This is a genomic window from Rummeliibacillus pycnus, from assembly GCF_002884495.1.
Classification (GTDB): Bacteria; Bacillota; Bacilli; order Bacillales_A; family Planococcaceae; genus Rummeliibacillus; species Rummeliibacillus pycnus.
In genome coordinates, this window is sequence record NZ_KZ614145.1 from 1,531,522 (window position 1) to 1,546,021 (window position 14,500).

The following is a 14,500-nucleotide window of genomic DNA, read 5'->3' on the forward strand; positions in this document are numbered from 1 at the left end:
CTATTCTTGCAATCTCTAAAGTCACCAAAGGAGGTCGTGTAATGGAACGTTCACTTGAAGTCGCAATGGATGCATTTTGGCCAGTATTAAAAGCCGGTCTTACTATCACTATTCCATTATCTCTTATTTCATTTGCCATTGCTCTCATCATAGCTGTCGTAACAGCATTAGTTAAACTTTCACACTTCAAGCTATTAAAAGCGATCTTCAGTATTTATGTATGGATTTTCAGAGGAACACCATTACTTGTTGAGCTATTTATAGCATTTTATGGTCTACCTCATGCTGGAATCGAACTCGATCCTTGGACAGCGGCCATTATTACATTTGCTTTGAATACTGGTGCGTATTCTTCGGAGTCCATTCGGTCATCCATCCTAGCAATCCCAAAAGGACAGTGGGAAGCAGCAGAATCACTTGGTATGAGCTACGGACAAGTACTACGTCGGGTCATTGCACCACAAACTTTCCGTATTTCACTCCCCCCAATTACAAATGATTTTATCGATTTAGTGAAAGGAACTTCTCTTGCGGCAAGTATTACGATTGCTGAAATGACCATGATTGGACAACAGATTACTGCCGTTACATATGAGCCTCTTGCAATCTATTCGTTGGTTGCGCTGATTTATCTAGCTTTCTGTTCAATTTTAACTTACATGCAAGGTCGTTTAGAAAAAGCTGCTTCCAAATATGTTTAAGGAGGGAACGTCCAAATGGTTCAATTTAAAAATATCACGAAAACATTTGGCGATCATACCGCACTAAAAAATATATCAATCCAATTTCATGAAGGTGAAACAACTGTAATTCTTGGCCCTTCTGGCTCTGGAAAATCAACTTTACTTCGATGCATTAACTTGCTAGAATTACCAGATAGAGGGATGCTTTCGATTTCTCCTACAACCATTACTTTTGATCAACCAATTACAAAGAACGATAAAATGACCATTCGAAAGAATACTGCGATGGTGTTCCAAAGCTTTAACCTATTCCCACATCGAACAGTTATTGAAAACGTAATTGAAGGACCAGTAACAGTTCTAAAGCAAGAAAAACAGCAATCGCTTGAAAATGCAAAAGAATTACTTGCAAAAGTAGGAATGTCCCAACGAGAAAATTATTATCCTTCCCAACTTTCTGGTGGTCAGCAACAACGTGTAGCTATTGCTCGTGCGCTTGCTATGAATCCAAAATTCTTGTTATTTGATGAACCAACAAGTGCACTAGATCCCGAACTTGAAGGTGAAGTTTTAAAGGTATTGCAAAAGTTATCTGATGAAGGAAAATCGATGATTATTGTTACCCATAATTTAAACTTTGCTCGTAAGGTTGCTGATAGAATTCTATTCCTTGAAAATGGCGAACTATTATTTGAAGGATTAACTGAACAATTTTTCAATAATTCAAATGAACGTATTCAAGCGTTCATTCAATCTATGGAATTTATTTAAAGGAGACGATCATATGTCAAAAGACAAAACAAATGTAGAAAGCTTCGATTTAGATCATACAAAAGTGGTTGCACCTTATGTAAGATTAGCAGGTGTAAAGGAAGGACAAAAAGGCGATGTTGTTCACAAATATGATATTCGCTTTAAACAACCAAACAAAGATCATATGGAAATGCCAGCTCTTCACTCTCTTGAACATTTAATGGCTGATCGTATTCGTAATCATTCAGACAAAGTGATTGATCTTTCACCTATGGGATGCCAAACTGGATTTTATGTATCATTCATCAATCATGATGATTATGAAGATGTCCTAAACATTCTTGAACTTACTTTACAAGATGTACTTGCTGCAAAATCTGTACCTGCATGCAACGAAGTCCAATGTGGATGGGCAGCAAGTCACAGCCTTGAAGGTGCTCAGGCATTAGCAAAAGAATTCTTAGCAAAACGTAATGAATGGCATCAAGTTTTTGGTGAGTAGTTATTAGTCAGAAATATGTATCTATAAATTCCGAAAAAGGGGTTATCTTGCTCTTATTATTAGCAAGAAACCCCTTAAATAATTTTATAATCTAGATGACAAAGTCCTAAATTTCTTGAAGTGTTGTTTTAGTAACTGGTCTTTTAACAACAAATGTTTTTGGTTTTTCACCTTCATAAGATTAGCAATACCCATCGGAACAGGGGATTCTATTGCTTCATGTTATATAACCAATTGTCGTGGATAAATATTGTACCCATTGTATTTCAACCTATCCCTTTTTCAATCCACAATGCTAATAAGTCCTTGAACAGCATCGCCTGAACCATAGCCAGTCACTTAATAAATGTTCTCTTGTGGTATCTGGATTATTTCATCAACCAATCGCTACTTGTGGCCCTTTAATCAAGAGTTCTCCTGGTTGCCCTTATGAAACGGCAACATCACTATATCTGTTTATCTCAGATTACTCTAAATGATTTCTAAAAATGTACGTGATCGTTTTTCTATTTCTTCCGATGAAGATGATATGTTCTTAAAATCCTCCATCGTGACATTAATTTTGTCATTTGTTTTCTCTACATTTTCTGAAACACGATTTATACTTTCTGTTACTTTGTCTATTTCTTTTGCGATTCCTTCAATATTTTCTTTAACTTCTGTAATTGATTTTTCAACTTTAATAGAAAGTTTTCTTACTTCTTTTGCTACAACATCAAACCCCCGACCATATTCCCCTGCATGAGCAGCTTCAATTGCTGCATTGATCGCTAATAAATTTGTTTGCGATGCAATTTCACGTATTGTTTTAACAATTCCTTTAATCGAATCTGCCTCATTATGTAGGTCAACTAAATTTTGAGCATTTTCTTTAGAATCATTTGTTATCTGATTGATCATTTGAAGTAGATCTTCACTTCTTGTTATTCCTTCTTCTGAACGATGAAATAATTGTTCTGACATTTCCTTCAAACCATCCGCTACATGAATAATCTTTTTTTGTCGTTCTGTTATATTGGATGCAATTTTTAATACCCCAGTAACCTTGTGACTATTAGGAGCAAATATTGGCATATAGGTAGCTTCTAGCCAGACGGAATTTCCTGATGCATCCATTCTTTCAACCTTATCTTGAAAGCTCTTCCCTGATAATAAGTTTCTCCAAAATTGTTTATACTCTAAACTATGTACAAATGAAGGAAAACAAAATTCTTGATGACTTTTCCCATACATTTCATCCACTTTGTATCCTAAGGTATTAGCAAAAAGCTCATTCACATATTCTACTTTCCGATTTACATTAAATAAAATCATTGCCACATTATTTTGAATGGTACTTAGTAAAGACTCTGTATTCATTTGATGATCTGCTATCAACATATTATTCTCTCCTTAAACAGTTTAAATGGACTATATTCAAAATTACTAGTAAAAAATCATCACTTTATTAGTTCTTTTATAACATTGTACAAACATTATACAAATAACATGCTATTTATTCAATGATTTCAACTTTGCTCAAAGTAATATCGTTATTTTGGAATGTTGTAGAAATAACCGTAAAATAATATTACAATAATTGTTAAAGTTATATATTGTGGTAAAATGGTTTATATCATATATCATTTTGTACAACATATGTATAATGTTTAAGGATGAGAAACAATGAATAAAATCAATCCAAATTCGACATATACCATTCAACAGGTATCCGAACTAACAAATTTATCTAAGCAAGTCATACGAAAGTGGGAAACTCGTTATAATATTATTCACCCTAAAAGATTAGAGAATGGATATCGAATCTATTCTTATCAAGAAGTTTGCATATTATTACAAATTGTAAATTTGATAAAGTCAGGAAAAACGTTAAAACAGGCCATGCATCAAATAAAAGCTGAAACTTCATTTCAACAATCTATGCTTTTGCCCCAAGGTACAAATGAAAAGAAAAGAAAGGAATATATTGAAGAACTCTTAGAACGTCTTATTTCGAATGGTGAAATTGGAAACGACACGAATATCTTACACATTCTTCAACAAGCACATCATACATTAGACTTGACCACATTCCTTGATGAGCTAATTATTCCTTATTTAAGAAAAGTGGGAGAGCTTTGGTTTGCTGGAGAATGGGGAGAGTATCAGGAAGCTCTTTCTAGCCAAGTAATACATGATTTTCTTGTTACTTTACGCCGTGAACTTCAGGTAAATGTAGATGCACCATTAGTTTTAGGATCTTGCTTACCTAATGAGCGGCACGATATTCCCATGCAGATCATATTATTAAAGGCCATGTTACTCGGTTTTCGTACAACAATGTTAGGTGCATCTCCAGCACCTACTGCGATACAATCTACTGTAAAGCTACTACATCCCCAAAAAGTGATTTTATCAGGGATGACTGCAAAACCTTTCGAAGACAACTTCTATGTTCTAAAGAAATTAGATCAATTTGCAGGTTTACATCCAAAAATACAATTCTACTTGGGTGGACCAGGTGCTATTCAAGCACTCAAAACAGAAAAACTTCAGCATATTATTTTGATTAAAGAAATAAATTCAATCTTTAAAACTTGATCAGAAGTAAGAAGTCATCCATGATGATAGATGACTTCTTATTTTTTATACTATATCGCGAATTTACTTTAAACTTGAAAATTTATCCTTATATTATAAAATTGAACTAATGATATTGTAGGGAGGTTGATCTTATAGTTGCGCTAAATTCAAAGAGATTTTTATGGCTAGTCTTTGGACTTCTCATCATTTCTTCAAATTTTGTTTTATATCGTACATCATTCGGTACATCTAATTTACCTGAAAATACAAATGGTGTTGTCCTAGGGTCGCTAGTAGACTTAACCATAATGGTTCCCTTAACACTTCTAATGTATCAGAAAAAATTTACAGTAAAGAAATTAGTTCTTCTTTCTGCTACAGGATGCATTGCAGCTCGTTTTATCATTCCAATCGAACATCTGAGGCCTTTCGTTGCCTTTACATGGGTAGGGGGTGCTATTGAAGTTGCACTTTTTTTACTTGAAATTTCTTTCTTACTTTCACTTACAATCTATATGCCGAAAATTATTCGTTCAACAAAAGAAAGTCAATATCCAACTGTCTTTGCATTTCCACAATCCGTTGATCAACATGTGAAATCGCATAGACTCGTTCATATCATATGTTCAGAAGCATTGATGTTTTACTATGCTCTCTTTAGTTGGCGAAAAAAAGAACGTGATGGATTAACGCTTTATAAAAATTCAAGTTATATTGCTTTTCAAATCATGATGATTCACGCAATTATCATTGAAACTCTCGGAATTCATTGGTGGCTTCACGATAAATCCATTATCCTATCAATTGGATTGCTTATTTTCAATATCTATTCTGTTTTCTTCTTCTTAGGTGATTTGCAAGCAATGAGGTTAAATCCTGTGACCTTCCATCAAAAATCATTGCTAATTTCTGCAGGCATTTTAAAACGTACCGAGATTCCTTATGAATTGATAGAAAATATTATTGTAGATGAATCTATTCTAAAACAGAAAACCTCAAAAGATACCCTTGAATTTATAGTCCGTGATTTTGAAAAAGTATACCCAAATGTGTTGCTAACACTTAAAAAGCCAGTTGAAGGAATCTTCTATTTAGGCATTCATAGAAAATATAATCATGTTGCACTACGAATTGATCAACCAGCTGAATTTGTAGCACTACTAAAAAATCAAACAGATTTGTAAATTAATATTAGCTATAGGAGTTCTAAGATTAAGGAACTTTCATTAGTGGGGTTCTTTATCCACCACTGATGATTAGTTGAACCAATTATACTTTTTCGGGCAGTAATCCCGAACCTCACCTATCTTCTTTGTTTCTCTTAATTTGAATGTGGGGTACTGTCCTTTACTAGGAACAAAATATTTACACTATACACATCCCCTATAAGATAAACTTGAGTAAAAAATGACCTCCTAGGGTACTTAGGTTTTATGAAAAAAATTGCAGTAATACACTTAAAATAGCTCTTACTTATACTTTGGTCATTAATCTACTATCATTTTCGCTGATCTTAACAACATCAAATCTTCTAATTTACTCTTTACCATTGGCCAATCCTCACTCGTCACACTATACATTACTGTATTTCTTACCGTGCCATCTTTTCGAATCATATGATTACGAAGAATTCCTTCTTTTTGTGCACCAATTCGTTCAATTGCTTTTTGAGATTGTTTATTTTCATGATCTGTTTTGATTTGAACACGATTCAAGTTAAGAACTTCAAAACAATATTGCAGTAATAAGTATTTACAATTTGTATTTACGGGTGTACGCCAATAAGCTGGTGTTAACCAAGTAAAGCCAATTTCTAATCGCTTATGTTTTACATCAATATCCATATATTTTGTTGAACCAATAATAGCATTTGTTGCTGGGTTAATAATTACAAACGGAAATTCCACGCCTTTTTCTTTATTTGCAAGTGATGTTGTTACATAATTTTTTGTGTCTTCTATAGATGCAATTGTTATCGATAAATACCACCAAATTTCTGGATAAACTGCAACTTCATATATTCCTTTTATATCACTATCCTCCATCGGTTTTAAAATCACTTTTTCATTATGTAATGTTGTAAATTCCATATGCACTTCACTCCTTTTCTTTAAAATAGCTTACTTTTGGGATGAGCAACATAACCAAATTCATTAAAATGAACCATACCAAAATAAGCATATGCAACAATTCATGCATATGCTCTTATCTATTAAAATGTTTACCAAGTCTATTGAAAATCTTTAGGGTAAAATTGTATACTTTTTTGAGATTAATAGTTAATGATTGTACTAAACCAAATAAACAATCATAGCAGCTCTGTAATTATATTCTTTAATGAACTATTCATCATTTGGAAAATTAACCGTCGTATTAAATAACCCTAATTTATTTTCCTTTGCCACTTCTTCAACAATCCGTGTAATTTCCTTAGTTGCTTTTTCTTGATCATTCATTTCTGATCTTACAACAACTTCTAATTCCTTATGATCTTCTGAATAAATGGATAGTATAAATCCCACTTGATATCCCTTTCTTTTTAACTTTTCTCTAGTTTTCTCGATGAATTTTGATTGATTAATTTTTTCTTTAATTGTAGTATTTTCTTGTTTTTGTTGATCTTTTTCCATTACTTTCATAGATGGTGTTGCATCAGTATTTGTTACATAATGACCTATAGACGTACAAATGAGTAGTCCAGCTAATAATGTTCCATGAAATACAACCTTGCCATTTGAATTCACCATCTCTCACCCTCTCGATTACTAAGCTAGTAAACACTATGTCAAACATCTTTAAAATATTTATTCTTTTTAAGATTTAATAGTTATTTAATGTAGAAGACGAGATAACTTTCTCAAGCACAAAATATATTTAGTTTAAAATTGTTGTTAAATTTCTCCAGAAAGGCAAAATCAACTATAAGGCACCTATTTCAAATCACGTACAGTAGCATTTGTAGTAGAACTTATAGTATGGTTGTTATACTAAAATAGAAAATAAATTAAAAATTTCATTGAGGTGAAAACAATGAGTAATAAACGTAAACTGAAATTATTTATTGCTACGAGTTTAGATGGATATATTGCAACTGAAGATGAATCACTCGAATGGTTATTTAATGTTGAAGGTGAGGGAGACAACGGCTATTCAGAATTTTTTGGGACAGTGGATACTGTATTGATGGGGAGAAAAACCTATGATTGGCTTTTGGAAAATACTGCTGGAGAATACCCTTATAAAAATGAAGAATGTTATGTATTTACCCGATCTCGGATTGAAGATACTGAAAATGTAAAATTTATCAATGATCCTGTAGTCCATTTTACGAAAGAGTTACAGAAACAAAATGGAAAAGACATTTGGCTTGTTGGTGGAGGAGAGCTTATACACTCTTTTATCAAGGAAACATTAATTGACGAACTCATCATAACTGTAGCTCCAATTATTTTAGGTAACGGCATTCCACTGTTTAAAAAAAGTGATATTCAAACTAACCTGTCCTTAATTAGAACTAGAACCTTCCATCAATTTGTTGAGCTGCATTATCAAGTAAATAAATAAACGATCATTTTACTGCATTTGATGTATTTTAAAAAATTAGGCTGCATAAATATTTAATGAAAATAAAACTTTAAGAATGTCTCCTATTTTAGCCTATTCGCAACGATCACTCATTTTATTTGCGGATAGGTTATGTTTTATCCTATATACTGATCTATTGCAATTATAATACCAACAATGATCATGATTATGATCATTTCAACAAAGATAATTTCCTGCTCTTTCTTTTCTTGTATCCGCTTTCGATAAATTCTCTGAATATGTTTCTTATTCGTCTTCATGAATGACACCACACTTTCATATTTACTCTATGGTATTGAAATTAGATATTTCTTACATTATTATAAAAGAAATTATATTCAAATTTTACAATAAATACAAATAAATATTATGTAGATCATTCATGTCCTTTTTAATAAAAAATGAAATTTTCTGTATTCTCCATACGTATAATTATGAAAGAAATTATTTTTCTTTAGACTTTTTTGTTTTGTGTTTAGGACTTTCCTTACTAAAGGAGATGAATTTGATTAGAAAATATTTATCTAGAAAACCGTTTATCAAATTAGTTATTACGGTTATTTTCTTTTTGTTATTCACATCTTCAGTTAACGCTTTGAAATGGGCGTATCCTTTTGTTTCTTGGGATGGAGATGTATATCAGGTTTTAAATGAAACTATTCCTGAAGAAAAAGTTGGTAAAGTAATCGGTGAAGTCGATACAATACCAGATGATATTGGTGATTTTAATGGTAATGCTTCAAATAAGTACGAGATCGGTACAAAGTATTATCAAATTATCGGAGAAAAGCCAGGAAAAGCAATTGCTGTAAGGGATGGAGATGAGTTTCTAAAGGCAGCGATTGAATATAAACAAGCCTTTTCTTTATCATTCTTTTTAAAAGAACATTCAAAAATGCTTAAAATGATTGGTTTTTCTATTTTCTTCATCCTTATATTTATACTACTTCGAAATTTAACTCGAAAAAACGTTAAAACATAGGAGGTTTCTGTGAAAACAAATAAAGGCATAACCATAAGTACAATCTTCTCTGCAATATTATTTTGTGTATTAATTGTCGTAATTTCATTATCTCCATTATCACAATTAGGAAAACATGCAAATCAATTCAATTCTCCTGGCATGTGGTTAGCAATAATAAATATCCTTTCAATTTATGCGATACCATTATTTCTATACCTTATAGGGCTAGAATGGATGAAATTCATCATGACATTTCTATGTGCTTTAGGCATCTTAATTTTTACTTTCCTGTTACTAATTGTTTTAGTCATTGGATATTCAATGCATACCATTTCAGACCTATATAGTGTGATATTTGTTTGTAGTTTAGCTATTATCACCAATGTAATATGGTTCTTTGTAGCATTTAATTCTAAAAAAAATAACTCTCCTTCTATTGCTTAGAAAGATTTTCTGAAATACAAAAGTGTCTCTTCATTATGAGAAGAGACACTTTGTTTTAATTTGCTTATCTTTCGCAAGCAATTCCGTCATTATCACGATCTAAATCAGGATTATTTTTCATCGCTTTATGATAGATTGTAGAAGAAACTTTTGTACCACTTGAAAATGGTTTATATGTAACTTTTCCTGTTTTTCTGCTGATCACTTTATTTTTTGTATGGGCAGATTTTGCAACACCTTTTGGATAAACATGATGAAAAGCAGTACAACTACAGTAATATGGTTTTTCACTATATTTATATAAATAACGTTATTTCAAGAAAAAAATAGAACTGTTCTACAATACTATGTAGAATCAGCTCTATTAATAGTTGAAGCATCCAAACTTTGAAATGAAACTGTTAATTGATTTTAGCAAAAGCAACTAAAGAACCTTGATCACAAGATTGGAAACCATTTTTTTCATAAAAATGTCTGACGTTTTCTCCCTCTTCTGTCAAAAGAACTTTTTGGCGAACATAATCATATTTAGTCAATACCTGTTGCATTAACCGAGTTGCAATCCCCTGTTTTTGATATACATTCATAACTAAGATATCCTGAATGTAAATAATGGATAATCCATCACCAATGATACGTACTAATCCAACTAATTGTTCTCCATCCCAAGCTGAAATTACTTCTAAAGAATTTCTTAATGCTTGCTGAAGAAGTTCCATATTTTTTGTATATGCAGTCCATTGAACATCATTATATAATTTTTCTAGTTGATCTTTATCAATATTTTTACTATTTTTAAATACGATCCTCATTATCTTCCTCCTCAAAATTTTATTTTGAAGGGTTATTGCGCAATTTAACCACTGTCTTATACCTCCTTTCGATAAATTATTTATCGTTAATTAAAAATTCTACAAATATTCCTAAAACCCTTTTATTTTCCAAATTACTTTTTGAACTCTTTATTTTGATTACGTTAATTTCATCTGCGAAATTCATTAAAATTCTCTTTCCTTTTGATATCATTATATGTATACATATTTTAAAAAATTGAACAGATCAGAGGTGAATTCGTTTGGAAATTTCAATCAATCTGCAAAGTGATTCTCCAATGTATAGTCAAATATATGAACAGATTAAAAAGACCATTATTACGAAAAAAATAGCATCCCACAGTAAGTTACCTTCAAAGCGGAATCTGGCCCTTGATCTTAACGTTAGTGTTCATACGGTGAAAGAAGCATATGAACAATTAAATGCGGAGGGGTTTATCTATAGTAAAGAGCGTGCCGGTTATTTTGTCGCACCCTTTGAATTTGAATGGCAGCCACCTATAAAAGTAGCTCCACTCTCAACTACAGTAGAAATCAAACATCCGAAAGTGGATATTGATTTTCAAAATGGCCATATAGATACTACTTCTTTTCCTTATGCTATTTGGCGAAAGTTATACAACAAACATTTTCGACCGGAAAATTTGATAAATAACACAGGGCAAGGAGAGCCCTCTCTACGCTTTGCAATCGCGGACTATGTTCAGCGTTCTCGAGGTGTTCAGTGCGAGCCTTCTCAAGTTTTTATCTATGGTGGAACACAACATCAACTACAAGCTCTTTGTTACTTTTTTGGTCCGTCCATCAGTGTAGGCATAGAAGAACCTGGATTTAAACGTGCTCGAGCCATTTTTTCACAAAGCTGTCTTCATACATATGGAATTGAAGTTGATGAATTTGGTGTGAAAATCCCAACTAAAAAACTAAATCTTCTCTATACAACACCAGCACATCAATTTCCCTTAGGTATGGTTATGTCTGTAAAACGTCGAGCCTCCTTATTAAAATGGGCTTCAGCAGAAAATGCATATATTATAGAAGATGATTACGATTCAGAATATCGTTTCAAAGGACTGCCTATTCCTTCTTTGGCACAAATGGATCAGCTACAACATGTTATATATTTTGGTACTTTTTCAAAGACACTAGTACCTTCGATTCGAATTAGCTATATGATTTTACCTTCAAAACTCGTGAGTTCTTTTTCAAATTTTTATCAAGAACAAAAAACAGTGGTTTCAAAAATAGATCAATTACTTCTTGCAGATTTTATCTCTCAAGGATTATTTGACAAGCACTTATCAAAAATGCGTACACTTTATCGTAAAAAACAACAGGCTTTAATTGCAGCTATTAAAACTCATCTATCAGATAAATTTGAAATAATTGGTGAAAAGGCTGGCCTTCATATTATATTGAAGCTACCAGATTATATAAGTGAAGAGGAAGCAATTGAAAAAGCAATTTCTGTTGGGGTACAAATTTATCCAAGCTCCAATTCTTATGTTGGTCCTCCCACTCAGCAAATGGTGATCATAGGATATGGTGGATTAACCTTCGAGGAAATTGAGGAGGGTATTCTTCGATTAAAAAAAGTATGGTGTCAATTTTGAAGATTAATATTTTGAATAAGTTCAAAAATATTGAATACTAAACACATCAAAGGGGCTTATCCGTTAGCCCCTTTCTATGAAATTCCCTATTATTACTTGTTCTTTTTAAGTAAAGTTTGTAAATATTCTTCGGATTTTCCCAAAGGAATACTAAGGCTTCCCCATTCTTTTCCTTTTATTGTTTTTGCAATATATACAATTTGCCCAATATGATAGGAAGTATGAGCTATTTGCCTTTCGATTGCCTCTATAACTGTATGTTCTTCTCCACGAATAGAAACAGATTTTCCTAAATCTCCATATTGCAAAGAATTCAATGTTTCAAAAACTTGATTCCATCCTTTCTCCCAAGCTACAGTTAATTGTTCTACTGACGTAATTGTATCTTCAAACTCTTGATCTCTGTGTCTATTAGGCTTTTCACCATCTGTTGTCAAAAAGTCTGTCCATCTTGAAATCATATTTCCGGATAAATGCTTCACAATAATGGCGATATTGTTTGATTCATCATTTGGTTGCCAATGAATATCAGAATCTGATAACCTGACTAACGTATCATCACCTAATTTTTTTGTATCCTCAAATCTCCCTTTTACTGCTTTTAAGTAAAATTCTTCAAACAAACGAATCCTCCTCCCCCTTCTCCATCTAATATTCTATTACATTACAAATTATTCCTTTATTGTTTCATTTTTTAGTTTTTAACCGTAATGATAGAAATATTAAAATTACCTATATTGTTTCCACTTAATTCATTGATTGATATTATGTCGATAACACCGAGACTTCTGTGATTTGAAGTGACTAAAAGTTAACTAAGTGAGTGAGAATACTTTCAAGTTCGTTCGCTATAATCCAGAAATTTCTAACCAAGTTGCTAGACAAACTTCTTTTATACGAAAAAATGGCGAACAAATCCGATTCTATTCGATTTGTTCGCCTATCCTATTAATCGTTATGTTTTAAATTTCCATTCTCAAACTATTTCCTTCTTTATGAAAGCTAATCGATAAAATACTAAACTGGATAAGAAAATTACAGCCATGACAATATACAATTCAGATGAAAAATGAATGAGTAACCATCCACCAAAGATCGGACCAATAAATCCGCCTAAATTTTTAAACTGAGAGGCGCCAAGATACGTTGCTTTCTGTGTTGCTGGTGCAATTTCTTCGATAAGAGCATTCATCATCGGAAATGCAAAAATTTCACCAACTGTGAAAATAATCATACCTACTATGAATAACCATGGTGTATTCGCAAAATTGAAGATAATAAATCCTGCAGCAAAGAATAGAACCCCAATGATTAGACTTTTCATCATAGAAATTCTTTCAGTATAAATCCCAATTGGTAATTGCAAAGTTAATACAACAATCGCGTTTAACGTAATCAAAACAGAATACAGCTTAACGCCATTTTCAATATTTAAATTTATGTATTGAGGTAATGTCGAGTCAAATTGAGAATAGCATAGACTTACAAGAATTCCACCTGCAAGTAAATATAAAAGTTTTTGATCTGAAAGAACAACTTTGAACATCTGTAAAATCGTTTGTTTTTGTGCTTGTTTTTGAGGTGTTACTACATATTTATTGAACGTAAAAATCAAAAATACTCCGTAGACTGCGTACATAGATGCGGTAATGAAAAAAGGAATTTTCGCATTGGACATGCTAGAAATCCACACACCACATAGTGGACCAATCACTCCAGCAATATTAATCGCTGTATAGCGGAAAGAAAACAACCTTCTTCTCTTCTTTTCTTCTGTAAAGTCAATCATTAATGCTTGTGTAGCAGGCTCAAAAAAAGATCGACATAATCCATTGATAGCATTTAACACGATAAACAACCCAACTACTCTAACCGTTGCAAATCCTACAAATACGGCACTCCAAATAAAAATGGTTGTAAGAATGATAAATTTCCTTCCAAATTGATCCGTTAAATAACCACCAATAAACCCTCCGAGTGTTGCACAAAGTTGTGCTATCCCTAATGTTGCACCAATCATTAATGGCGATGCATGTAATTCATTTTGCAAATAAATTGCTAAAAAGGGTATTGTCATAAAGCTTGCAATACGTGTAAAAATAGTCCCATTCAAAATAATCCATACAATTGGATGGAAATAGGATATAAATTGCATCAATCAAACTCCTTATAAGTAATGACACTACTTTATCTTAAACTCCTAGAATTTACAATACGGATTTTTCATGAGATTTATAAATAAATATGTATATTAAACAAAAAAGTACATTCAGCAAAAGATCAGATCCTTTGCTAAATGTACTTTTAGAGGGCAATTTTGTAAATCGATTATATAAAGGTTTTATATACCTGTTCAAACACTTTTACTGAGGCATATTTTCGTGCATCTGCTGTGCCAATATGAAGTTCTTGAATTTCTGGATGATTGAACTTCTTAAATTCAATTAATGCACCTTCTAGATTTTCAGTGATTTTCTTCATTTGATATTGTTGAAGTAGTAATTCATCAATTTTATTGATTTCTGAGACTGCCTGTAAGAAATCAGACATGCGGATCAACT

Annotated in this window: 17 protein-coding genes and 1 pseudogene; 9 read left to right on the top strand and 9 right to left on the bottom strand. The window is 32.2% G+C overall.

What is annotated here, in order from left to right; all coding sequences use genetic code 11:
• Nucleotides 1–41 precede the first annotated feature (41 nt).
• Genes CEF14_RS07545 through CEF14_RS07555 form a run of 3 tightly spaced genes read left to right on the top strand, consistent with a single transcriptional unit; the run spans nt 42 to nt 1,938 of the window.
• Nucleotides 42–701 (top strand): amino acid ABC transporter permease, encoded by a 660-nt coding sequence (locus tag CEF14_RS07545; RefSeq protein WP_102692290.1) that lies wholly within the window; start codon nt 42–44, stop codon nt 699–701.
• Between the two features lie 15 nt (nt 702–716).
• Complete coding sequence (locus CEF14_RS07550; protein WP_102692291.1) at nt 717–1,454, top strand: amino acid ABC transporter ATP-binding protein; 738 nt, start codon at nt 717–719, stop codon at nt 1,452–1,454.
• Nucleotides 1,455–1,467: 13 nt separating this feature from the next.
• Entirely contained in the window at nt 1,468–1,938 is a 471-nt protein-coding gene (locus CEF14_RS07555; RefSeq protein WP_102692292.1) for an S-ribosylhomocysteine lyase, read from the top strand.
• Between the two features lie 471 nt (nt 1,939–2,409).
• Here the strand turns inward: CEF14_RS07555 and CEF14_RS19380 are convergent, their stop codons facing one another.
• Nucleotides 2,410–3,318 (bottom strand): methyl-accepting chemotaxis protein, encoded by a 909-nt coding sequence (locus CEF14_RS19380; protein ID WP_102692293.1) that lies wholly within the window; start codon nt 3,316–3,318, stop codon nt 2,410–2,412.
• Between the two features lie 285 nt (nt 3,319–3,603).
• Here CEF14_RS19380 and CEF14_RS07565 point away from each other — a divergent pair, with 285 nt between their 5' ends.
• Both CEF14_RS07565 and CEF14_RS07570 read left to right on the top strand, forming a co-directional pair.
• Nucleotides 3,604–4,518, top strand: a complete 915-nt coding sequence (locus CEF14_RS07565) for a MerR family transcriptional regulator (RefSeq protein ID WP_102692294.1) — start codon at nt 3,604–3,606, stop codon at nt 4,516–4,518.
• Between the two features lie 311 nt (nt 4,519–4,829).
• Nucleotides 4,830–5,684 carry a beta-carotene 15,15'-monooxygenase gene (locus tag CEF14_RS07570; RefSeq protein WP_245890100.1) on the top strand — a complete coding sequence of 285 codons (855 nt, stop codon included), beginning with the start codon at nt 4,830–4,832 and terminating at the stop codon, nt 5,682–5,684.
• Between the two features lie 303 nt (nt 5,685–5,987).
• Here CEF14_RS07570 and CEF14_RS07575 read toward each other — a convergent pair whose 3' ends face one another.
• Nucleotides 5,988–6,590 (bottom strand): GNAT family N-acetyltransferase, encoded by a 603-nt coding sequence (locus CEF14_RS07575; protein ID WP_102692296.1) that lies wholly within the window; start codon nt 6,588–6,590, stop codon nt 5,988–5,990.
• Between the two features lie 252 nt (nt 6,591–6,842).
• Nucleotides 6,843–7,247 carry a hypothetical protein gene (locus CEF14_RS07580; protein WP_102692297.1) on the bottom strand — a complete coding sequence of 135 codons (405 nt, stop codon included), beginning with the start codon at nt 7,245–7,247 and terminating at the stop codon, nt 6,843–6,845.
• Between the two features lie 283 nt (nt 7,248–7,530).
• On the opposite strand from CEF14_RS07580, the gene CEF14_RS07585 reads away from it, so the two are divergent.
• Nucleotides 7,531–8,064 carry a dihydrofolate reductase family protein gene (locus tag CEF14_RS07585; protein WP_102692298.1) on the top strand — a complete coding sequence of 178 codons (534 nt, stop codon included), beginning with the start codon at nt 7,531–7,533 and terminating at the stop codon, nt 8,062–8,064.
• Between the two features lie 137 nt (nt 8,065–8,201).
• Here the strand turns inward: CEF14_RS07585 and CEF14_RS18990 are convergent, their stop codons facing one another.
• The gene (locus CEF14_RS18990) at nt 8,202–8,345 is read right to left on the bottom strand and encodes a hypothetical protein (protein WP_170061476.1); all 144 of its coding nucleotides are present in this window, start codon (nt 8,343–8,345) and stop codon (nt 8,202–8,204) included.
• Between the two features lie 245 nt (nt 8,346–8,590).
• On the opposite strand from CEF14_RS18990, the gene CEF14_RS07590 reads away from it, so the two are divergent.
• A complete protein-coding gene (locus tag CEF14_RS07590; protein WP_102692299.1) occupies nt 8,591–9,067 on the top strand; it encodes a hypothetical protein in 477 nt (158 codons plus the stop codon).
• Between the two features lie 9 nt (nt 9,068–9,076).
• Nucleotides 9,077–9,493: a DUF5391 family protein gene (locus tag CEF14_RS07595; protein WP_102692300.1), complete on the top strand. Its 417-nt coding sequence runs from the start codon at nt 9,077–9,079 to the stop codon at nt 9,491–9,493.
• 64 nt (nt 9,494–9,557) lie between these two features.
• Here the strand turns inward: CEF14_RS07595 and CEF14_RS07600 are convergent.
• Nucleotides 9,558–9,752: pseudogene (locus CEF14_RS07600) on the bottom strand (excalibur calcium-binding domain-containing protein); the annotation flags it as partial.
• A gap of 142 nt (nt 9,753–9,894) precedes the next feature.
• Entirely contained in the window at nt 9,895–10,305 is a 411-nt protein-coding gene (locus CEF14_RS07605) for a GNAT family N-acetyltransferase (RefSeq protein ID WP_102692301.1), read from the bottom strand.
• A gap of 263 nt (nt 10,306–10,568) precedes the next feature.
• On the opposite strand from CEF14_RS07605, the gene pdxR reads away from it, so the two are divergent.
• On the top strand, nt 10,569–11,939 hold the full coding sequence (pdxR, locus tag CEF14_RS07610) for a MocR-like pyridoxine biosynthesis transcription factor PdxR (RefSeq protein WP_245890101.1): 1,371 nt from the start codon (nt 10,569–10,571) through the stop codon (nt 11,937–11,939).
• 92 nt (nt 11,940–12,031) lie between these two features.
• On the opposite strand, the gene CEF14_RS07615 is transcribed toward pdxR, so the two are convergent.
• From CEF14_RS07615 to CEF14_RS07625, 3 genes are all read right to left on the bottom strand, one after another.
• A complete protein-coding gene (locus CEF14_RS07615) occupies nt 12,032–12,562 on the bottom strand; it encodes a DUF1572 family protein (protein WP_407690447.1) in 531 nt (176 codons plus the stop codon).
• 353 nt (nt 12,563–12,915) lie between these two features.
• Nucleotides 12,916–14,094 carry an MDR family MFS transporter gene (locus tag CEF14_RS07620; RefSeq protein ID WP_102692303.1) on the bottom strand — a complete coding sequence of 393 codons (1,179 nt, stop codon included), beginning with the start codon at nt 14,092–14,094 and terminating at the stop codon, nt 12,916–12,918.
• Between the two features lie 173 nt (nt 14,095–14,267).
• Nucleotides 14,268–14,489 (bottom strand): hypothetical protein, encoded by a 222-nt coding sequence (locus CEF14_RS07625; protein ID WP_102692304.1) that lies wholly within the window; start codon nt 14,487–14,489, stop codon nt 14,268–14,270.
• Nucleotides 14,490–14,500: the final 11 nt, after the last annotated feature.

Bases quoted from the DNA above. Each gene is read 5' to 3' on its own strand.
- CEF14_RS07545 (WP_102692290.1), top strand. From the start codon at position 42: ATGGAACGTTCACTTGAAGTCGCAATGGATGCATTTTGGCCAGTATTA.
- CEF14_RS18990 (WP_170061476.1), bottom strand. From the start codon at position 8,345: ATGAAGACGAATAAGAAACATATTCAGAGAATTTATCGAAAGCGGATA.
- CEF14_RS07570 (WP_245890100.1), top strand. From the start codon at position 4,830: ATGTATCAGAAAAAATTTACAGTAAAGAAATTAGTTCTTCTTTCTGCT.
- CEF14_RS07585 (WP_102692298.1), top strand. From the start codon at position 7,531: ATGAGTAATAAACGTAAACTGAAATTATTTATTGCTACGAGTTTAGAT.
- CEF14_RS07555 (WP_102692292.1), top strand. From the start codon at position 1,468: ATGTCAAAAGACAAAACAAATGTAGAAAGCTTCGATTTAGATCATACA.
- CEF14_RS07625 (WP_102692304.1), bottom strand. From the start codon at position 14,489: ATGTCTGATTTCTTACAGGCAGTCTCAGAAATCAATAAAATTGATGAA.
- CEF14_RS07620 (WP_102692303.1), bottom strand. From the start codon at position 14,094: ATGCAATTTATATCCTATTTCCATCCAATTGTATGGATTATTTTGAAT.
- CEF14_RS07575 (WP_102692296.1), bottom strand. From the start codon at position 6,590: ATGGAATTTACAACATTACATAATGAAAAAGTGATTTTAAAACCGATG.
- CEF14_RS07580 (WP_102692297.1), bottom strand. From the start codon at position 7,247: ATGGTGAATTCAAATGGCAAGGTTGTATTTCATGGAACATTATTAGCT.
- CEF14_RS19380 (WP_102692293.1), bottom strand. From the start codon at position 3,318: ATGTTGATAGCAGATCATCAAATGAATACAGAGTCTTTACTAAGTACC.
- CEF14_RS07565 (WP_102692294.1), top strand. From the start codon at position 3,604: ATGAATAAAATCAATCCAAATTCGACATATACCATTCAACAGGTATCC.
- CEF14_RS07550 (WP_102692291.1), top strand. From the start codon at position 717: ATGGTTCAATTTAAAAATATCACGAAAACATTTGGCGATCATACCGCA.
- CEF14_RS07605 (WP_102692301.1), bottom strand. From the start codon at position 10,305: ATGAGGATCGTATTTAAAAATAGTAAAAATATTGATAAAGATCAACTA.